The organism is Dermatophilus congolensis (genome assembly GCF_900187045.1).
Classification (GTDB): Bacteria; Actinomycetota; Actinomycetes; order Actinomycetales; family Dermatophilaceae; genus Dermatophilus; species Dermatophilus congolensis.
On the sequence record NZ_LT906453.1, the window covers coordinates 206494 to 225263 of the forward strand.

The window sequence follows — 18770 nt, forward strand, 5'->3', positions numbered from 1 at the left end:
AACACCGTATTCGCTTTACCCACGACTCGTTTCAGGAGACAAGATCATGACTTCCAACACCTGCGGGGCTTCAAATGGCCCGGCGCTGCCTTCGGAGCATTTTCACCAAAGCACGTTGGCCTCGCCGTGGCGGCAGATGCTCGCGCTAGCCGGATCGGAATGGCGATTGCTGCTGCGGAACAAGGTGGCGCTTATCAACACGACCGCGGCCCCTGGCCTGCTGGTTTTTATGTTCGCTTCGTTACCAGCAGCGCGGGAGCTGGGGCCAGCGTGCATGGCCCCCGTGGTCCTTCTAGGAATGGTTTTGACGTTTGTCGTCTACTACACGCTGGTGACGTCTCTGGTGGCACGGCGTGAGTCTTATGTGTTGCAGCGGTTGCGGACAGGCGAGGCCTCGGATGTGACGATCTTGGCCGGGTTAGCGCTGCCGTTTGCGCTGATCGCGGCGGCGCAGACATTACTGGGCGTGCTCGGCGTGGGTGTGTTCCTCGGTGTCGGGATGCCTGCCAACGTGGGGTTGATCGCAGTTGCCATTGGTTTGGGCACGCTCGTGTGGGCGATGTTAGGTATTGCCTCGACGGGGATGACTCGCAGCGTTGAGCACGCCCAGATCACAACAATGCCTCTGATTTTCGTCGCGATATTGTTCTCCGGAATGTCGTTTCCGCTGGCGTTTCTGCCTGAGGCGCTGCAGATGCTGGCGAGCCTGACCCCGATGCATCCGGTGCTCGAACTCATGCGTTTAGGCGTGGCCGGGGTCGACGCTCACGGAGCTCAGCTCGACCTCGTCGGCACGTTCGCTGCTGCGGTCAAGCCGTTGCTCATTCTCTTGGGGTGGGTTGTGCTCTCTGGGTGGGCAGTGCGGCGCTATTTGCAGTGGCAGCCGCGCCGCTGACCGCGGCCTCCCGGCATGATCAACTCCATGAGCAGCAATAAGATCCCAGCTGCCCGCCCCTCCGATGCAGAGGCGCGGGCGGCCGGGCCGAGGAAACCGTCCGAGGCCCGAGGTAGGGCGTTGACGGCGTCGCGGGATGCGGACCTCGTCGGCCCCCGCACCGAACGTGACCTTCAACGGTTCGAGGCGTATTGCCGCTGGTCGTTGCACATCATGGTGATGTTGTGCGCCGTGGTGACGGCGATGCAGGTCTTGATGGCTGTTGCAGCACGGTTCGGTGAGGGCAGGGCGCTGTTGGGGCCGGCAGTGGTCGGACCGGTCATCGCGTGGGCGGTGTTTTCCTCGGTGGTTCTCGACCTGGTGTGCCGGGAACGGTCGGTACCCAGGCCGATCCTGTGGCTCTGGGCGGTGGTGTCGCTGCTGTTCACGGTGGGTGCGGCGGCGCTAGTCCCACGGGATGGCATCTACCGTGAAGGCGCGGGGACACTCATCGGGTTGGGGCCGTTGGGGTTGGCTGCGAGTGTCGGCGTGTTGGCGCTGCTCATCTCGTGGCGACGTGCCGTGCTGGTGGCCGTCGCGGGGCTGGGGGTGCTCGGCGCGATGTATGTGCTCGGGCCACCGCAGTTGGGCGTGCCGGGGACTGTGGCGATGCTGCTAATGACGGTGTGGTTCTGTGTCGGCAGCATCCCGATGGCCATGACGACGCGGTGGATGATCGACGTTGTGCGGCGTCTGTGGCGGTCGCGGCAAGTGGCTGCGGATCTGGCTGTTGCGGAGGAGCGTCTCCGATTCTCGCGTGACTTGCACGATGTGTTCGGGCGGACCCTGTCAACGGTGACCATTAAGAGTGAGCTGGCGGCAGAATTCGCGCGCCGCGGCGACGAGCGCGCCGTGGCCGAGATGGAAGCCGTCCGCGAGGTTGCACAGACCGCCCTCGCTGAGGTCCGTGGCCTGGTGCGGGGGTATCGGCAGATCAACCTAAAGCACGAACTCGCCGGTGCCAAAAGCATCTTGCGTGCTGCAGGGTTGACGCCGGTCGTGTCGGGCACGGTCGAGGAAGTCACGGCGCGGCTGGCGCCGGAGGCAGCCGAAGCCCTCGCGTGGGTGGTGAGGGAGGGCCTCACCAACGTTCTCCGACACGGTCGTGGTGGGACGGTGCGCATCAACCTCTTCGCCGACGAACACGGCTGCGGCGTCACCATCGAGAATGACACCTGCGGTGTCACGGGCAACGGAACCGGGGCCGGACTCGTCGGATTGCGTGAGCGAATCGAGGCCGTCGGCGGGGTCCTCCACGTGCAGGCACGGGATGGCACGTTTCACCTCACCGCCCGCATCCCCCAGATGCTCGAAGCGGCGGCATCGTCACCGGCGGTGTCGAAATGAGCAGACGCAAACCGACGAGTCGCAGGCGAGATGATCCTGGCCCTTGTTGCTCGGATGTCGAGAAAGAGAGTCCGCGATCATGTGAGTGGTGCGGGCTTGGGAGGTCGGAATGATCCGGTTGTTGTTAGCAGATGACGAAAACATGTTCCGCGACGCGTTAGCGACGCTGCTCGGCCTGCAAGAAGATCTGCTGGTGGTGGCGCAAGCGGCCTCGGGGCCAGAGGCGATCGCCATGGCCTGCAGTCATGAGGTCGACGTCGCTGTACTGGACCTTCAGATGCCTGGCGCGGATGGCATCGCGGTTGCGGAGTCGCTGCTCGGTGGGGAGCGGCCGGTGGCGTGTCTCATCGTCACGAGTCATGGCCGTCCGGGGTATCTCAAGCGGGCGCTGGAGCTGGGCGTGCGAGGATTTCTGCCCAAGACTGCCACGGCGACGATCCTGGCCGAGGCCATCCGCACTGTCCATGGCGGTGGCCGGTACGTCGACCCGGAGCTGGCCGCAGATGCCATCGCCGCCGGCGCTAACCCGCTGTCGCCGCGTGAGGCCGATGTCCTCGAACTCGCTGCTCAAGGCGCCCCTGTGGACGAGATCGCTGCCCGTGCCAACTTGTCCCCCGGCACCGTGCGGAATTACCTGTCGGCTGCCGTAGCCAAGACCGGCGCCGCGAATCGTCACGAAGCTGTCTACCTCGCCCGAGAGCGCGGCTGGATCTGACCTGCTCAAGCATGGGATGGGTCACTGTGCGGTTTGGTAGGCGTTGAGGTAGGAGTCTTCGCCGCGGCGTTGCAGGGCAAGGAGTTCGCCGTAAACACCGCCGGTTTGTGCCAGTTCGGTGGGGGTGCCGATCTCGTCGACGTGCCCGGATTTGAGGGTGACGATGCGGTCCACTCCGGCGATTGTTGAGAGTCGGTGCGCGATGACCAGTGATGTGCGCCCGGCCATCAATTGTTCTAGACCGGCTTGCACCGCCCGCTCGGAGCGAGTGTCCAGGGCGCTGGTGGCTTCATCCAGCACGAGCACGGAGGCGTCTTTGAGCATGGCCCGTGCCACCGCGATGCGTTGTTTTTGCCCACCGGAGAGTTTCAGGCCACGTTCGCCGATCATCGCGTCGAACTTGCCCTCGAGCTTGTCCACGAACTCCGCCGCATTAGCCCGCGCCGTGGCCTGTGCAAGGTCGGCCTCGCTCGCCTCGGGTAGGCCGTACCGAATGTTCTCGCCCACCGTGTCCGAGAACAGCGACGGGTCTTGGAACACGATCGAGATTTTCTTCCGGAGTTCGTCGTGCGGCATGGCTGCGATGTCGACACCATCGAGACGGATGTGCCCTGATCGCAGCGGATACAGCCCCAGCAGCAGGTTGACCAGTGTTGTCTTACCGCCGCCGGATTCGCTGACGAGGGCGACCTTCTCGCCTTGCTTGATGTCGAAGGTCACGTCGGTGAGAACGTCCGGGCCGTCGCCGTACCCGAAGTGGACGTGCTCGAATTCGAGCACCGCCGCATCGGCGGACCGCTGCGGCGCGGCAGGCAGAGCGGCAGGCGAAGCGACCTCGGGCGTGTTCATCACCCGGAAGTAGTCCTCGGATCCAGCGACGGCGCGTTGGGCAGTGTCCAGGACCCAGCTCATCATTTCTACGGGGGTGCGGGCCATGGTGATGAGTTGGATGAGCAGCACCATGTCACCGACGGTGAAATGACTTTGCAGGGTGCGCCAGAAAATCAGCAGGTACATGAGGGAGAACACCAGGTTCAGTACCGCGCGGCGAAGCAGGTCCATGCAGTGCCAGTGTTTGGACTGTGCCTGCGTGGTGGCATGGGTGGCATCGAAGTGCCCGGTGAAGGTTGCTAACTCGTGTTTTTCCCGCACGAAGGAGCGCACTACCCGGATTTGTCCGACAACTTCAGCGAACCGGCCACCGGCAATATCGACGTGTGTGTTTTTCTCACCTTCAAGTTTCTGCCATTTTTTGGATGTCAGTCCGGTGAGCCACACGTATAGCGGGAACACGATCGCCAGCAGCACAGCTAGAGGCCAGTAGTAGATCGCGCTGATCACGAGCACTGCCGCGGTTTGCAGCAGCATCGCGAAGAACGTGTTGGCCATCGCTTTCATGAAGTTGGAGATCTCGGTGATGGATCGGTTCAGTCGCGAGACGATGGTGCCGGTCATCTCCGAGTCGAACCACGACTGCGGTAGCCGCAGCAGCTTGTCGAGGTAGCGCGTCGACATGAGCGCACGGATCGAGTTTGATAGCAGGTCACCGGAGTAGCCGCCGATGTTCGATGCGACAGTGGCGAGCAGTTGTGTGCCCAGGATCCCGGCTACGAGCCACCCGACGGTTGGCATGACTTCGTTACCTGAGCCAGCTTTGACTGCGTTGACGATGACGTCTGTTGCTCGCCCTACGAGGAATGGTGTGGCGATCCCCGCTGCTGCGGTCAGCAGCGCTGTGACGACAACCACGACGTAGTACCGCCGCAGCGATGATGTGAAGCGCACGATCGCTCGCAGCGACGCGAGGGTTCCTGTCGGGGTAGGTACTGGGTCTGTGGGCCGGGCAGCGGGCATGAAGTTCCTCACCAAACAGAAAAAAGGGGGTTGTTGGTGCCCCACAACGTAAAAGGGGCGAGGCACACGAACTATACGGAAAGTCTGGGAGCACGCCACTGAACTCCCAAACGGCAATAGATTCGTTACGGGGTGCGGTGGGCGCTGAAAACAGGGCGTTGGAGGGGGCCGACGAGGTGAGGTAGGTGTCCCAGGAGCACTACCCCCCATCCGAGGGACCAGATCATCCCGGAGGTGGGGGTGAATCCGGCGAGCCGGACAGGAACCGCGGCCATGAGGATGGCGAATCCGATCACGGATGCGGCGCGGGGGTGCAGGCGGCGGTCACCGCGGCGGGCTGAGGAACGAGCCATGACAGTGACGATCAGTCCGGTCAGTGCCCCCATGGTCAGGGTGTGGGAGGCGGTGATGGACCATACCGGTGCCGGCGGGAGCGGCCAGTTGGCTGGTAGGCGTGTCCATCCCCACAGGATGAGGCCGATGGGGAGCCAGGCGTAGGCGATGAGGGTGAGCGCGGCGAGGCTGTCGTAGCGGGCGTAGCGCAGGCGCCAGGTTGTCATGTGTGCTGCCAGTATCATTCCTGCCAGGCAGGTCAGGGCTGCCGAAAGAGCGGTTCCGGTGGTCAGGACAGCTATCCCCAGCGGAATGAGGATTGGCAGCCGGGCCCATGCTGGTAGTGGTATAGTTGGCAGTCCGAGACGTTGGCCTGCGGAGTTGAGGAATGCGGGGACCATGCGGCCGCCTACTCCGGTTAGGAGCAGCGCAAACATGCTCACGGCGATTTCGGGCAGGATTCCGGGTTTTTCGCCGGTCATGATGGCTGATCCGAACCATCCGCTGACTGCTCCGGCGGCGGCACAGAAGGCTAGGACAGCGCATGGGTATGGTCCGATGCGGCGTGGGCCGCGTCGTGAGCGGTGTAGGTCGCGCACCACGAGGGCAAGAGTCCACCATAGGGGCGCTGCCAGAAATGCAGCGTAAAGGGGGCGTGGCAGTGTCCCTGGTGGTGCGAACATCACTGCGCGTGCGGTGACCCAGAGCACGGCGAGTACTGCTACGGGCCAGCCGCGGCTGGGGGCTAGGCCTGTCCAGCTTGATTGGGCTGTTGGTACGTAGGAGGCGAGCGCTCCTGATCCCATGGCGAAGATCATTTCGTGGTCGTGCCATCCGTATGGCAGCCATGATGCGTTCTGTATCCATAGCGGTATGGCTACTGCTGCCCACAGGCATAGCAGTAGGTAGGGGATGCGGCTGGATGCTGCCCATGGTCCGGTGGCGGGCCATGTGGTTGGTTTTGGGGTCAGGGGGGCAGGTCCCGTGACGTTCACGGTGTGATTGTTGCAGTTTTGTTTTGTGCGTTGGGGTGCAGGTTTGTGGGTTTTGGCTGGTGGGATGTGTGTTTTTGCCCACCTGTCTCGGGGTGTCTCGTGGGGTTAGTGTCGTTGATCTGTCTCAGCGCTTGGGGAGCCAGCGAGCGCGCGGATGGTGTCGATGGTGTCGATGTGGTTGGCTGTTTTGTCGTGGCGGTAGCGCAGTACCCGGGCGAATCGTAGGGCTAGTCCTGCGGGGTAGCGTGTTGACTGTTGTAACCCGTCGAAGGCGATTTCAACTACTTGTTCTGGGCGCAGGTGAACTACGTAGCCTTCTCGGTGGGTTTCTAATTCAAGGAACCGGGTGGTTTGCCAGTCCAGCATTTCGCCTGTCATGCCTTTGAAGGTTTTACCGAGCATGACAAATCCGCCAGCTCCGTCACTGGCGCCCAGGTGGATATTGGATAGTTTTCCGCTGCGGCGGCCGCTGCCCCACTCGACAGCAAGAACAACAAGTTCGAGGGTGTGCCGGGGTTTGACTTTGATCCAGCCGGCGCCGCGGCGTCCGGCTGCATAGGGGGCTTCTAAACTTTTCACTACCACGCCTTCGTGTCCGGCTGCGATCTGTGCAGCGAAGAACTCTGCGGTCTTTTCGGCGCGGTCGGTGATCACGCGTGGAACCAGGTGTGCTTCATCGATGAGTGCGTTGAGTTGGTCGATGCGTTCTTTGGCGGGTAGGTCGAGCAGGTCGTGTCCGTCGCGGTGGAGCATGTCGAACACGAACGTTGACACGGGTGTATTGGCCGCTAGTGCTGCGGGGTCGTTACGGCTGGCGGTGCGGGCAGCGGTGACTTGGAATGGGTGTGGTCGCCCGTCAGGGCGCAGGGCGATAGCTTCGGCGTCGATTACTGCCTTCTGGGCGGGGATCGCAGCGATGACCTCAACGACCTCGGGTAGCCGGTCAGTGATGTCGTCGAGGGATCGCGTGAATAACCGCACCTCGTCACGGTTTTTGTGTGCCTGTAGGCGGATTCCATTAAGTTTGCGTTCTACCGCGACCTTTTTGCCCTCGCCTGCTTGCTGCACAGCTTCAGCCACGTCTGGGGCTGAAGCCGCGAGCATCGGCATCAGTGGGCGCCCCACAACCAGGCCGACACGTTCTAGTGCCTGCACCCCACCAGTGAGGGCGTCTTCGACTACCGCTGCTGAAGAGCCTGCGAGCATCACGGCTCGTCGCACCGCATCCACCGGCACGTCCGCGGCCACAGCGATAGCTGTTTGCAGGACCCCGTCTAGTGCTCCGTGCCGTACCTGACCGGTGAATAAGTCACGCAGCAGGCGTTGTTCGTTGTCTGTGGCGCGTGCGAATAGGTCGATCAGCTTTTCTTTACGGCGTGTGCCTGATCCGGACCCGCTGAGGGCAGCGATGTCGGCGATGATCGCGTCAACATCGGCCACGTGCAGTGTGTCTGTGGCTGCGGGGGCGGGCAGGTTACTTAGCGATCGAGCCCCCACTCCGGTGCGGCGCTGCGGTAACGACCCTGACAGGTAGTGCGCCACGAGCCGTGCCTCCCTTGGCGCGGCTAGGCGCAGGGTGTGTGCAACCGCTTGGACTTTGGCGGTGCGTGACCGGGTGGCAGATATCTGCTGGGATGTGGCCACGACCTGGGAGAACTTCATGCCTTTCAGCATGGCAGCGGCCATCACCAATACCTGACACTCTTAGATTCATCGAGTTATGTTGCCGTTTAAGGATTCCCAAACGTACCTGCTGCCGGTCAGGTACGTTCGGGATGGCCGTGGATCTACCTCGTTCCCTTTCCCCAAAACCATGCCAATCGCTGTGAACTGGCTCCTACAGTGAGCACGTGAACCCCACCACACCTGCACGCCTAACCCAATACGCTCACGGCGGCGGCTGCGCCTGCAAAATCCCACCCAACGAACTCGAAACCATGGTTGCTGGGCTCATCGGGAAAACCGACCCAGCTCTGGTCGTGGGCTTGGATCACGGTGATGATGCCGCCGCCGTCCTGATCGATCCCTCTAGCCCTACTGTCGCGATCTCCACTGCTGACTTCTTCACCCCTGTCGTCGATGACCCTTACGACTGGGGCCGCATCGCCGCGGCCAATGCTCTGTCTGATATCTACGCCATGGGTGGCACCCCAATCCTGGCTATCAACTTGCTTGGCTGGCCCCGCGACATTCTTCCTACCGATATTGCTACTGAAGTGCTCCGCGGCGGCCTGGAGGTGTGTAACCGCGCGGGGACTCCCCTAGCTGGTGGCCACTCCATCGATAATCCCGAACCTGTCTACGGGCTGGCTGTTACTGGTATTGGAAATAGCGAGCAGCTGCTACGCAATGACGCCGCCGAAGCTGGCCTTCCCATCTCGATCACCAAACCTCTTGGGGTTGGCATCCTCAATAACCGTCACAAAACCACTGGGGAGCTTTTTCCTCACGCCATCGACGCCATGGTGCAGCTCAACGACGCAGCATCCAGGGATGCTCTCACCGCTGGAATCACCGCAGCGACTGACATCACTGGGTTTGGGCTGCTGGGGCATCTGCACAAAATGGCTCGCGCCTCTGGCGTTTCTGCCCGGATCGACCCCGGCGCGGTTCCTTATCTCGAGGGTGCGCGACAGTCTTTGGCTGATGGGTTCATTCCCGGTGGCAGTCGTCGCAACCTGGACTGGGTTCGCCCGCACCTGTGCACCGATTTACCTGAGGAAGAACTGCTGATGTTGGCGGACGCCCAAACATCTGGCGGGCTGCTTTTGGCTGGAGAGATCCCCGGCGCCACCGTCATTGGTGAATTTGTCCCCCGCACTGGCAACACCATTAGCACTTCGTGACTTCGTGTGCAACATTCACCTATGCCACCGGACTGGTGGCTGTGCGGTTACGTATCGTGCCAGAGCACAGGCTCAGCACGGCAGGAAGGTTTCTATGAACAACCGCAACTATCACGGCAACGCTGACTGGGAGACCGGCCCGTTGCCGATGCAGCCAGCTGTTCATGATCCCCAGGCGCCTATTCCTTACGTGCACCGATGCGCGGGTAAAGATCGTTTTGTCCGGGTTCTTCTGGTGATCAGTTTGCTACTGCACGTGGTCACGTTGGCGATTATTGGTTTTGTTGCTGTCACTGTTTTGGCTCTGGCCCAACAGGTTTCGGCGACATTGACCGGAATCAGCAATGTGACCAAAAATCTCCAAGACACTCAGAAAAATCTTGGTGATCGTCTCGGAAAACTTGGTGATTCAGTTCCCCGAGCCACTGATTTGCCCACGATTCCCGACGTTGAACCCAGTGACATTCCTGTCATTGGCAAAGTCTGCGAAATCGTGGGCTGCTAAGTTTCTTTCGCTGTGGCTATGCGTAAAGAAATGACGGTCAGTATTTAGCCAGCACCGTTTCGAATGTGTTCGCTGCAGAAACCAGCTGAGACATGTCTTCTTTAGCGACATCTTTGCCATTGATACGCACCGCAGGTGTGCTTGTCACCTGCATCCTTGCGCTCATTTCGTCACTCTTTTTGACGTAGTCGACGTATTTTTTCTTGGAGACACATTTTTCGAACCGGTCGAGGGCTTCACCTTTGACACCGGCACCTTGGGCCAACTTGGTGAACAGGTCGTCGGGGAATCCTTGCCCTTCTACCTCGGGCTGGTTCACGAAAATACCGTGCGCAACCTGCGGGTACACGCCTTCATCTGCTGCACAGTAGGCGGCGTTCGCGGCGGCGTGGGATGGACCTTTTTCGCCTCGGTGCATGTTTTCGTCGAGGAATTTCATGTGGTGTTCGACGAGCTGGATTTTTCCTTCTTTAGCGAGCTTGTTCATTGCTTCGCCATTAAATTTCGCCAGATGCCCACAGAAGGGGCACTGGAAATCGGTGAATACTTCGACTTTTGGTGCACCGTCGGCAAGTTTCACACCGGGGAACGCGTTTAATCCGCCATTAGCGTCGCCGCCTTTAGGCACACCTGCGCTGTTCACTGTGGACTGCGAATCTTGCGAACCACTGCTCACCTGCCACACACCCACCACAATCAGTGCCGCGACAACGAGCAACGCGACAATAACTGCTGGCCCGGGGCCGCGTCGTTTAGGTGCTGCTGCCGCAATTTTGGCCGCTCGGTCCGCTTTCGTCATGCCGTGTCCTTTCGCCGCGAGCAGAGCTGCCCGTCAAACGAACTCTATTGCAGAGTGGTTCCGAGGTGTTTCACCGTGCATGAACACGCAGTCAGGTCATGCCGAGGGCGAAAATTTCGGTTCTGTTGCCTGAAATTTAGATGGTGATGTCTTGCCCGGGCTGGGTGACACCCATTCCTTCGGTTTGCCTGGTGGCGGCACGGCGACGCTGCGGGCGCACCGTGTAGATGGGGTCTTGCGCAGAGGTGATCCCTGCTGAGACCACTGCGAAACGTGTGCATGCCGAACCTGCCATCAACACCAGCCCCGAGACTGCAGCGCCTAGCCTGCCTCGCCCAAACAGCACCGCGCCGATCCCACCAGCAACAGTGAGAACCCGGGCTGCTGTGTGCAACCGGCCACTGCTGCCTTCATGGAGAGGCTGCCCTTCTTCACCGAGGCGGCGTTCCATCGCCACATCGGCGCCAGCTTCCACGCACGCAGCTATGGCGGCGAGCTGACGAACCGGCGCGGTCTGCGCGGGGTTGGTCGTCACCATGGCCATGCCGCACCCGGCGGCGGTGGCTGAAGCAACAAAGAGGAAGGGCAGCTCCCGGTACGCCTGGTTCCACAAGGGGACGGCTGTGTCAGCCAACAGCACGGCCGTGTAGGCCGCCAGGGGCGGGGAGAAGAACGCGGTTCCGGCACTCATCAACGGATCGAAAAAGTCCAACACCATGAGCAGCACAGATTTTTCATGCGCCTTGGCCAGTACCAGTGGCGCTTCGGTGGGGGGAACGAAGCCACGGGAGTGCTCCGCAGCGTATTGGGCTGAACCGGTCACCGCTTGCATGAGCGATTTCAGCATGTTGGGTTCGCTCGAGGCCAGAGCTGGCCTGCCGAACTCGGTCATCACAGCACCACCGGCACACGTGGAAAATCCGACCAGTATCCATGAGCCGACGCTCATCGGCGAGGTCAGTTTCACGGTGCGCATCATGTTGAGGAACCGTTCGGGGCGTCCTAGGTCAGCCACGAGCGCTGCCCCGCCTGCAGCCGCAGCAACGATCGCTGCTAGGCGTGCGTTGCGACGCAGCTCGAAACGGCCAGTCAGGTGGGCGCCAGCTCCGATCAGTCCGGAGGCACCAGCTAGGCCACCGAGGAAGAGGTAGGCGGGGATTTCTTTTTTCCACGGCGGTGCTTTGACGATGTTGCGGCCGTAGTAGCTACCGAATTGAGCTTCGGGGACTGTGGCGTTGGGGTCTGCGCCACGGCGTTTTTTCCGGCGGCCGCCTCGGTGCTGCAGGGTGGGTGGGCGTACTTCATCGAAGGGGTTTGTTGTCACGTCTCATGCCCCTTTGTTCAGTGGCCCGTTGCCCGCGAATACTGCCAGTGCGATACCGATCATGGCGGTTCCGGCGATGCCTGCTTTGGTGAACATTTCTGACAGGTGTCTGGTTGGTACGACTGGGTCTGGTGGTAGTCCGTATGCCTCGGGTTCGTCCATGAGGAGGAACACTGAGCCGGTGCCGCCGACTCCATCGTGGGGGTTAGCGCCGTAGAGTCGTGCTTCTGTGCGGCCTTGTGCATGCAGGTCCGCGAGTCGTTTGCGTGCAGCTTTGACCATGTCGGCGTGATCACCGAATTTGATGGAGGTGGTGGGGCAGGTTTGCGCGCAGGCTGGTTTTTGTCCGTCTTTGATGCGGTCGTAGCAAAGGGTGCATTTTTGGGCGACGCCGCCGTTATGGATTTTTTCTTGGATGGTGGTTCCGTCGCTGGTAGGAACGGTGACGGTTCCGTTTTCGCGGCGGCCGATGACGCCAAATGGGCAGGCGGCAACGCACATGCCGCATCCGTTACACACGTCTGCTTGTACAACGACAGTGCCGAATTCGGAGCGGAAGAGGGCGCCGGTGGGGCAGACGTCGAGGCAGCCTGCGTGAGTGCAGTGTTTGCACACGTCTGAGCTCATCAGCCATCGGACAGCCGGCAGGCCTTGTGGTGTGCTTTGACTGGTGTCGGTAGTGGTGTTGCTGTCGCAGCTAGATGTGGCAGCAGGTGGCGCTCCGATGGAGGGCATGCCCAGTGCTACGGCGCCGCTGGCTTTGGCTTTGGCGAGTTGTTCGGGGCCTTGTTCGATGAAGGCGACGTGTCGCCAGGTGTTGGCGCCTAGGTGTCCTGAGTTGTCGTATGAGGATCCGAGGAGTTGGTTGCCGTGTTCTTTTTCGCCGCGGGCGGGTACACGGTTCCATTCTTTGCAGGCTACTTCGCAGGCTTTGCAGCCGATGCAGATGGATGTGTCGGTGAAGAAGCCTTTGCGTGTGTTTTCGGGTTTCCACCCGGAGTCGGTGATCGGGTTGGTCGGCCCGTATAGCTGGTTGCGCCAGAACCCCATCAGCCCTCCTGTGTCGATGTGCGTGTGCCCGTGGTGGGCGGATTTGGTTTCCGTGGGGTGAGTTGTTCGACGAGGGTTTGGCTTGTGTCGGTGGTGAGTTGGGCTCGCCGCTGGTATTCCTGCACGAGGTCCAGGACTGCTTTTCCTTGGGGTCTGCGCCCTGGTCGAATGTCACAGGATCCGGCTTTGGCTTCTTGGATGTGGACGTTGGGGTCTAGGGCTAGGCCGAGGAGGTCGTTGGCGGAGTCGCCGCTGACGACGGCATGTTCGCCTACGCCCCAGTGGTAGGGCAGGCCGATTTGATGAACGGTGCGGCCAGCGATGTGTAGGGGTTGTACTCGGTCGGTGACGAGCACTCTGGTTTCGATGGCTGCGCGAGGGGAGATGATGGTTGCCCAGCCGCCGTTTTTAAGGCCGCGTTCGTCTGCGAGTTTTCGGGAGATTTCGCAGAACATTTCGGGTTGTAGCTCGGCTAGGTAGGGCAGCCATCGGCTCATGCCGCCGGCGGTGTGGTGTTCGGTGAGCCGGTAGGTGGTGAATACGTATGGGTATACGTCGGATCCGGGGTCACCCCCGGAGACGGCCAGGAGGTTGTCTTGGCGGCGGAAGGTGACGCGGGTGGGGTTGGCTTGTTGGGGGTAGAGCGGGTTCACTACGGGTGATTCTGCGGCTTCGTAGTGGGTGGGTAGGGGCCCGTCGACGAGTCCACGAGGTGCGTATAGCCAGGCCAAACCGTCGGCTTGCATGATGAACGCGTCGGTGCCATGGAGGGCTTCTACTCCGCTTGCGTCTTGGGGGGCGCGGTAGTTGGGGTGTTTGGCTACGGGGAAGTCAGGAACGTCGGGGCCGGACCATTTGCCAGCTTGTTCGTCCCAGTAGATGTATTTTTTGCGTTCTGACCAGGGTTTCCCATCGGGTGCAGCGGAGGCACGGTTGTAGAGGATGCGCCGGTTTGCTGGCCACGCCCAGCCCCAGTTGGGGGCGATGTAGCTACCGTCGCGGTCGGATACGCGGCTGGCGGCGCGGTTAATGCCGTCGGCGTAGATGCCTGCGTAGATCCAGCACCCTCCGGCGGTGGAGCCATCGGCTTTCATTTGAGTGAAGGCTGATAGAGGTTTGCGGTGTTCTTCGCCGCCGATGTGGAATCCGTTGATTTCTGCCAGGACGGATTCTGGGTCGACTTCGCCATGTTCATCTAGGGGGTAGTCCCAGGTCAGGTCGAGTAGTGGCCTGTCGCGTGGGTCTGTTGATTCGGCGAGTTTGGCGCGGATGCGGCAGCCAAGTTGGTAGAAGAAGTCCAGTTCGCTTTGGCACTGTCCGGGGGCGTCGACTGCTTTGTGTCGCCATTGCACGAGTCGGTGTGTTTGGGTGAATGTTCCTGCTTTTTCGGCGTAGGAAGACGCTGGCAGGAAGAACACTTCGGTGCCTACTTCTTCTGGAACGATTTCGCCGGTGGCGACTTCGGGTGAGTCTTTCCAGAAGGTTGCTGTTTCGATCATTTGCAGGTCGCGCACTACTAGCCAGTCCAGTTTTGCTAGTGCGAGTCGTTGCATGCGGGCGTGTGCTGATCCCACGGCTGGGTTTTGGCCCAGGACGAAGTAGCCACTGACGTTGCCTTCGAGCATTCGCATCACGGTTTGGTAGGTGCCGTGTGGGCCGGTGAGTTTGGGCATGTACCCGTAGGCGAAGTCGTTTTCTGCGGTGGCGTGTTCGCCCCACCAGGCTTTGAGGAGGCTGATGGTGTAGGCGTCGGCGTAGGCCCAGAAGCCTTTTTGGTCGGGTGATCCGACGGTGTTGATGTAGTCGGTGAGTGTGTCGTGTACGCCTGCTACGGGCATGGGTAGGTAGCCCGGAAGCAGGTTGAACAGGGTGGGGATGTCTGTGGATCCCTGGATGGAGGCGTGTCCGCGTAGGGCCATGATGCCCCCGCCTGGTCGTCCGATGTTTCCTAGGAGGAGTTGCAGGATTGAGGAGGTGCGGATCATTTGGGCGCCGGCGGTGTGTTGGGTCCAGCCGACTGCGTAGCAGAACGCGGTGGTGCGTTCTGGTCCTGAGTTCGCGGTGATGGATTCGGCGAGGTAGTGGAAGTCTTCGGTTGAGATGCCGCAAACTTCTTCGACCATTTCAGGTGTGTATCGGGCGTAGTGGCGTCGAAGTACGTTTAGGACGCAGTTGGGGTCTTGAAGTGTGGGGTCTTTGCGGACGTGGGCGTGTTCGAGGGTGGGGCCACCTGATCCTGCTGTTTCTGGGTGTGCGGCGTGCGATTGGTGTACGCCTGATTCGGTTGCGTGGCCGCCGCCGCTGACGGGTTCACCGGCGGTGCTGCAGTATCCCCATGAGCTGGTGTCGTAGTGGTTTTTGTCGGGGTCGTAGCCGCTGAAGAGGCCGTTGAGGTCTTCGGTGTCTTGGAAGTCGCCGTGCACGATTGAGGTCGCGTTGGTGTAGGCGAGGACGTATTCCTTGAACCATAGGTCGTTGGTTAATACGTAGTTGATGAGTGCGCCGAGCAGCGCGATGTCTGATCCGGCACGGATGGGGATGTGTCGGTCTGCCTGCGCTGAGGTGCGGGTGAACCGCGGGTCGACGTGGATGATCCGCGCGCCGCGCAGTTTGGCTTCGGTCACCCATTGGAAACCTACTGGGTGACATTCGGCCATGTTGGACCCTTGAATGACGATGCAGTCGGCGTTCGCGAGGTCCTGCGTGTTTTGGGTGGCGCCGCCGCGCCCGAACGAGGCTCCCAGACCGGGAACCGTGGCGGAGTGTCAAATGCGGGCTTGGTTCTCGACCTGGATTGCTCCTGCGGCCGTGAACAGTTTTTTTATGAGGTAATTCTCTTCGTTGTCGAGTGTGGCTCCGCCGAGGGAGGCGATGCCCATGGTGCGGTGGAGGTTGTCGCGCCCGTCGGGGTGTGTTTCTTCCCAGTGTTTGGCGCGTGCGGTGATGAATCGGTCAGCGATCATGTCGATCGCGGTGTCGAGGTCGAGGTCTTCCCATTCGGTGGCGTGCGGGCGGCGGTATCGCACTGTGGTGACTCGTCGGGGTGAGTTGACGAGTTGTTCGCCGGCGGATCCTTTGGGGCATAGGCGGCCGCGGTTGATTGGTGAGTCTGGGTCGCCTTCGATTTGGACGATTTTTTCGTCTTTGACGAAGATTTTCTGGCCGCACCCCACAGCGCAGTAGGGGCAGACGCTTTGTACTACACGGTCAGCTGTGGATGTACGCGGCTGGATCGTCTCGGTGTTTTTGCTGGTAACTGCGGCTCCGCGGCCAAGGAAGTCACCGGTGACGATTTGGAGCAGTGCTGGCCAGTTCAGGGCCACTTTCCGTGCCATGTGAGCTCCTCACCACCTGGCGGGCTTGGGGTGCCCGCACACATAGCGGCCACCTGATGGCGGCCGCAGGGTTTGCGTGCTTCATGGTAGTGCGCGAAGGGGGTTGTGCAGGGGTGATTGGTCAGGTTGGTGTGATTTGTTGTCGGCTGGAAGAGCACATCCGGTGGCCTAGGTGCGTCGGGGAAAGTCGTTGGGGGCGCTAACGTCGTTTTATGGCCGCCTCGTACCAGTCAGCTGAGAGCCTCCCGGGGGTTGCTGTGGAGGGTTCTTGTCCGCGTGTTGCTGTTGTTGTTAATCCTTCTAAATTCTCTGGCGGTGATGCTCTTCGGGTGCGTGGGCAGTTGAGGGATGCGGCGGTGGGGTTGGGGTGGGCTGAGCCGATGTGGCTGGAGACGACGGTGGAGGATCCGGGGCGCGGTCAGGCTCAGGCTGCGTTGGATGAGGGTGTTGATGTGGTGTGCGCGCTGGGTGGGGATGGGACGGTGCGGGCGGTGGCCAGTGCGTTGATTGGTACGGGGGTGCCGTTGGGGCTTTTGCCTGGGGGTACGGGCAATTTGTTGGCTCGTAATCTTGGTTTGCCGTTGGATTCGCCAGTGGAGGCGTTGCGGGTGGCGTTGCGGGGTGTTGATCGCAGGCTTGATGTGGGCAGGGTGCGGTTGGAGTTGCTGCGTGATGAGCAGGTTCCGTTGGATCAGGCTCAGCTGGTGGAGGAGTTTTTTCTCATCATGGCGGGGATTGGGTTTGATGCTTCGATGATTGCGGGTGCGCCGGAGGAGTTGAAGGCGCAGGTGGGTGCGGTGGCGTATGTGTGGTCGGGGTTGCGGCATTTGCGGGGTGAGCGGTTTGAGGTGCGGATGTGGACTGATGGGGGCCCTGGAGTGTTGCGTAAGGCGCGGACGGTGTTGTTTGCGAATGTTTCTGAGTTGCAGGGTGGGATCAGTCTTTTGCCTGCTGAGCCGGATGATGGCTTGTTGGATGCGCTTGTGTTGACTCCCAAATCGTTGACGGGTTGGTTGTCTGTGGCGACGCATGTTTTGACGCGGGGTCGAGCTGGTAGTGAGCGGGTGCACACGTCGCGGTTTCAGTCGATGCAGTTGCGCCTTCGGGTTCCGCAGCATATTCAGCTTGATGGTGATGCGATTGGTCTTACGCGGGCTCTTGATACGAGTTCTTTGCCTGGGGCGTTGGTTGTTCGTGTTCGCACCTAGGGGTGGTGTTGCAGTAAAGCTGTTGAGTTTTTCCCTGGCTACATATAGGCACTGAGCGCAATTGCCCGAGTAAGTATTTCATTACGAAGCAGTAACAAAGGTGCCGCGTGCCGAATGGCCACCTGGGATTTAAGTAGTATTCACTCAGGAAATATTCAGGAGGTTAGAGTGGATACTTACAGCCCGGAAAAAGGGGATAAAAATAAAATAGAAACAGCCAGATCAGGCTGGATAATAACGAGTTTTTTAGCGTTTATAGGACTCGTTCTGGATACTCTTGGTTTTACCATTTTAGGGCGCATATTGTTCCTGTGCGCCGCGGCATGGACCACATACGTCATGTCATACGTAATCCGGTATCGCGTTAAAGAATCCCTGAAGTCGAATATTTTTTCATCGATACTTGCAGCACTTTGCCTGCTCTATACACTTCTTCTTACTTTTTATCCTGCAGCTCAGTAGCGGGCTTACAGTAACCGCGTGAAAAACAGAAACTCTAACCTTATCGACTCAAAAGCATTGCGTTGTGGAGCCGATAAGGCCAGAGTTTTTATGTTGTGATCAGGTTTGCGCGGGGCTTAGCGCAAGGTCAACTGACGGCTGAGCAAACCGGATCGGGCGCGTCGTTCTTCGGGGTTCAATGGCGCATCAGATGCGAGTGCTGCGGTGTAGCGGGTGGAGAATTCGGCGAGTGCTTTTTCGTATGCCTCTGCTCCCAGGGCGGGGTCGAGGTCCCAAACGGGAATGAGTACGCCGTCGGCGCGGAAGGCGCCAAGGAGTCGGGTAGGTGCTCCTTGTTCTGCTTGGAGGGTGTCGGCGCTGGCCGCGTGGAGTCGGGCGAGGGCGTCGGTGGCGCGGTTTTCCTCGTCGGTGAGGATCAAGCGAATGAGGGCTCGGTCGCCCATGAGTCCCCAGTAGGCGATGGCGTTCTTGGGGCAGGCATCTGCTGGCATGCGTGTGGTGGGAACCAAGGATGCGTTTGCTTCTTCAAGTTCGGCTTTGGCGCGGGCGTCGAGGGCGTTGACATCGGGTACCCAGTAGTCGAATCCGGCGCGGAGGTCGGCTGCGAAGGTGGTTGCGGGGTCGATGAGGTCTTGCAGTCGAGGCGTGTCGGCGTTGACCGGGGGCATGTGTGTTACTGGTGCACCAGCTGGGGCGGCTAGTGCGGCGAGGATTGCGGCGGCGATGTCTCGGGATGCGTCGCCGCTGGCTCCGACGGATTGGATGGCGATGAGGCGTTCGCCGTTGTCGCGGTGGAGTGCGGGCCATGCTCCGGGTAGGAGGGTGGTGATGGTGATGTTCAGGTCGGTTTCGCTAGGGTCGTGTCCTAAGGCGCTGCGGATGGGGTCGCAGTCGCGCAGGGTGATGGTGGCCAAGGCGGCGGGTAGGAGTTGGCGCATTGCCACCCAGTCGCTTTCGCCGGATAGGCCCTCGAAGGGGCGTGCGATGAAGGGTGCCGCGGCCACGGTGGTGCGTGCGGCTTGTGCTTCTTTACGTGCGCGTCGTGCTGCCTTACCCATGGTGG

At 60.8% G+C, this 18770-nt stretch carries 15 protein-coding genes; 7 read left to right on the forward strand and 8 right to left on the reverse strand.

Going from position 1 to position 18770, the window contains the following annotated elements; translation table 11 throughout:
• The first annotated feature begins 46 nt into the window (after window positions 1-46).
• The 3 genes from CKV89_RS00850 (at window position 47) to CKV89_RS00860 (ending at window position 2996) form a co-directional block, all read left to right on the forward strand.
• Window positions 47-895: an ABC transporter permease gene (locus CKV89_RS00850; RefSeq protein ID WP_051277588.1), complete on the forward strand. Its 849-nt coding sequence runs from the start codon at window positions 47-49 to the stop codon at window positions 893-895.
• 27 nt (window positions 896-922) lie between these two features.
• The gene (locus tag CKV89_RS00855; protein WP_051277587.1) at window positions 923-2281 is read left to right on the forward strand and encodes a sensor histidine kinase; all 1359 of its coding nucleotides are present in this window, start codon (window positions 923-925) and stop codon (window positions 2279-2281) included.
• Window positions 2282-2390: 109 nt separating this feature from the next.
• On the forward strand, window positions 2391-2996 hold the full coding sequence (locus CKV89_RS00860; protein WP_028327408.1) for a response regulator transcription factor: 606 nt from the start codon (window positions 2391-2393) through the stop codon (window positions 2994-2996).
• A 21-nt stretch (window positions 2997-3017) separates the two neighbouring features.
• On the opposite strand, the gene CKV89_RS00865 is transcribed toward CKV89_RS00860, so the two are convergent.
• From CKV89_RS00865 to CKV89_RS00875, 3 genes are all read right to left on the reverse strand, one after another.
• Complete coding sequence (locus tag CKV89_RS00865) at window positions 3018-4850, reverse strand: ABC transporter ATP-binding protein (protein WP_028327407.1); 1833 nt, start codon at window positions 4848-4850, stop codon at window positions 3018-3020.
• Window positions 4851-4975: 125 nt separating this feature from the next.
• Entirely contained in the window at window positions 4976-6178 is a 1203-nt protein-coding gene (locus CKV89_RS00870) for an NnrS family protein (protein WP_028327406.1), read from the reverse strand.
• Between the two features lie 105 nt (window positions 6179-6283).
• The gene (locus CKV89_RS00875) at window positions 6284-7840 is read right to left on the reverse strand and encodes an ATP-dependent DNA ligase (protein ID WP_028327405.1); all 1557 of its coding nucleotides are present in this window, start codon (window positions 7838-7840) and stop codon (window positions 6284-6286) included.
• Between the two features lie 188 nt (window positions 7841-8028).
• Here CKV89_RS00875 and selD point away from each other — a divergent pair, with 188 nt between their 5' ends.
• Window positions 8029-9024 (forward strand): selenide, water dikinase SelD, encoded by a 996-nt coding sequence (gene selD / locus CKV89_RS00880; protein WP_034401241.1) that lies wholly within the window; start codon window positions 8029-8031, stop codon window positions 9022-9024.
• A gap of 94 nt (window positions 9025-9118) precedes the next feature.
• The gene (locus CKV89_RS00885; protein WP_028327404.1) at window positions 9119-9529 is read left to right on the forward strand and encodes a hypothetical protein; all 411 of its coding nucleotides are present in this window, start codon (window positions 9119-9121) and stop codon (window positions 9527-9529) included.
• Window positions 9530-9566: 37 nt separating this feature from the next.
• Here the strand turns inward: CKV89_RS00885 and CKV89_RS00890 are convergent, their stop codons facing one another.
• From CKV89_RS00890 to fdh, 4 genes are all read right to left on the reverse strand, one after another.
• A complete protein-coding gene (locus CKV89_RS00890; RefSeq protein ID WP_084441113.1) occupies window positions 9567-10328 on the reverse strand; it encodes a DsbA family protein in 762 nt (253 codons plus the stop codon).
• A gap of 136 nt (window positions 10329-10464) precedes the next feature.
• Window positions 10465-11652, reverse strand: a complete 1188-nt coding sequence (nrfD, locus tag CKV89_RS00895) for an NrfD/PsrC family molybdoenzyme membrane anchor subunit (RefSeq protein WP_034401240.1) — start codon at window positions 11650-11652, stop codon at window positions 10465-10467.
• A 3-nt stretch (window positions 11653-11655) separates the two neighbouring features.
• Complete coding sequence (locus tag CKV89_RS00900; RefSeq protein WP_034401239.1) at window positions 11656-12702, reverse strand: 4Fe-4S dicluster domain-containing protein; 1047 nt, start codon at window positions 12700-12702, stop codon at window positions 11656-11658.
• The gene (gene fdh, locus CKV89_RS00905; protein ID WP_095068406.1) at window positions 12702-16037 is read right to left on the reverse strand and encodes a formate dehydrogenase; all 3336 of its coding nucleotides are present in this window, start codon (window positions 16035-16037) and stop codon (window positions 12702-12704) included. Before fdh ends, CKV89_RS00900 begins: the two co-directional genes overlap by 1 nt.
• 212 nt (window positions 16038-16249) lie before the next feature.
• On the opposite strand from fdh, the gene CKV89_RS00910 reads away from it, so the two are divergent.
• Entirely contained in the window at window positions 16250-17245 is a 996-nt protein-coding gene (locus tag CKV89_RS00910; RefSeq protein WP_084441109.1) for a diacylglycerol/lipid kinase family protein, read from the forward strand.
• Between the two features lie 114 nt (window positions 17246-17359).
• Window positions 17360-17707: a hypothetical protein gene (locus tag CKV89_RS11560; protein WP_154657661.1), complete on the forward strand. Its 348-nt coding sequence runs from the start codon at window positions 17360-17362 to the stop codon at window positions 17705-17707.
• A gap of 116 nt (window positions 17708-17823) precedes the next feature.
• Here CKV89_RS11560 and CKV89_RS00915 read toward each other — a convergent pair whose 3' ends face one another.
• The gene (locus CKV89_RS00915) at window positions 17824-18765 is read right to left on the reverse strand and encodes a DUF5926 family protein (protein ID WP_028327399.1); all 942 of its coding nucleotides are present in this window, start codon (window positions 18763-18765) and stop codon (window positions 17824-17826) included.
• Window positions 18766-18770 lie beyond the last annotated feature (5 nt).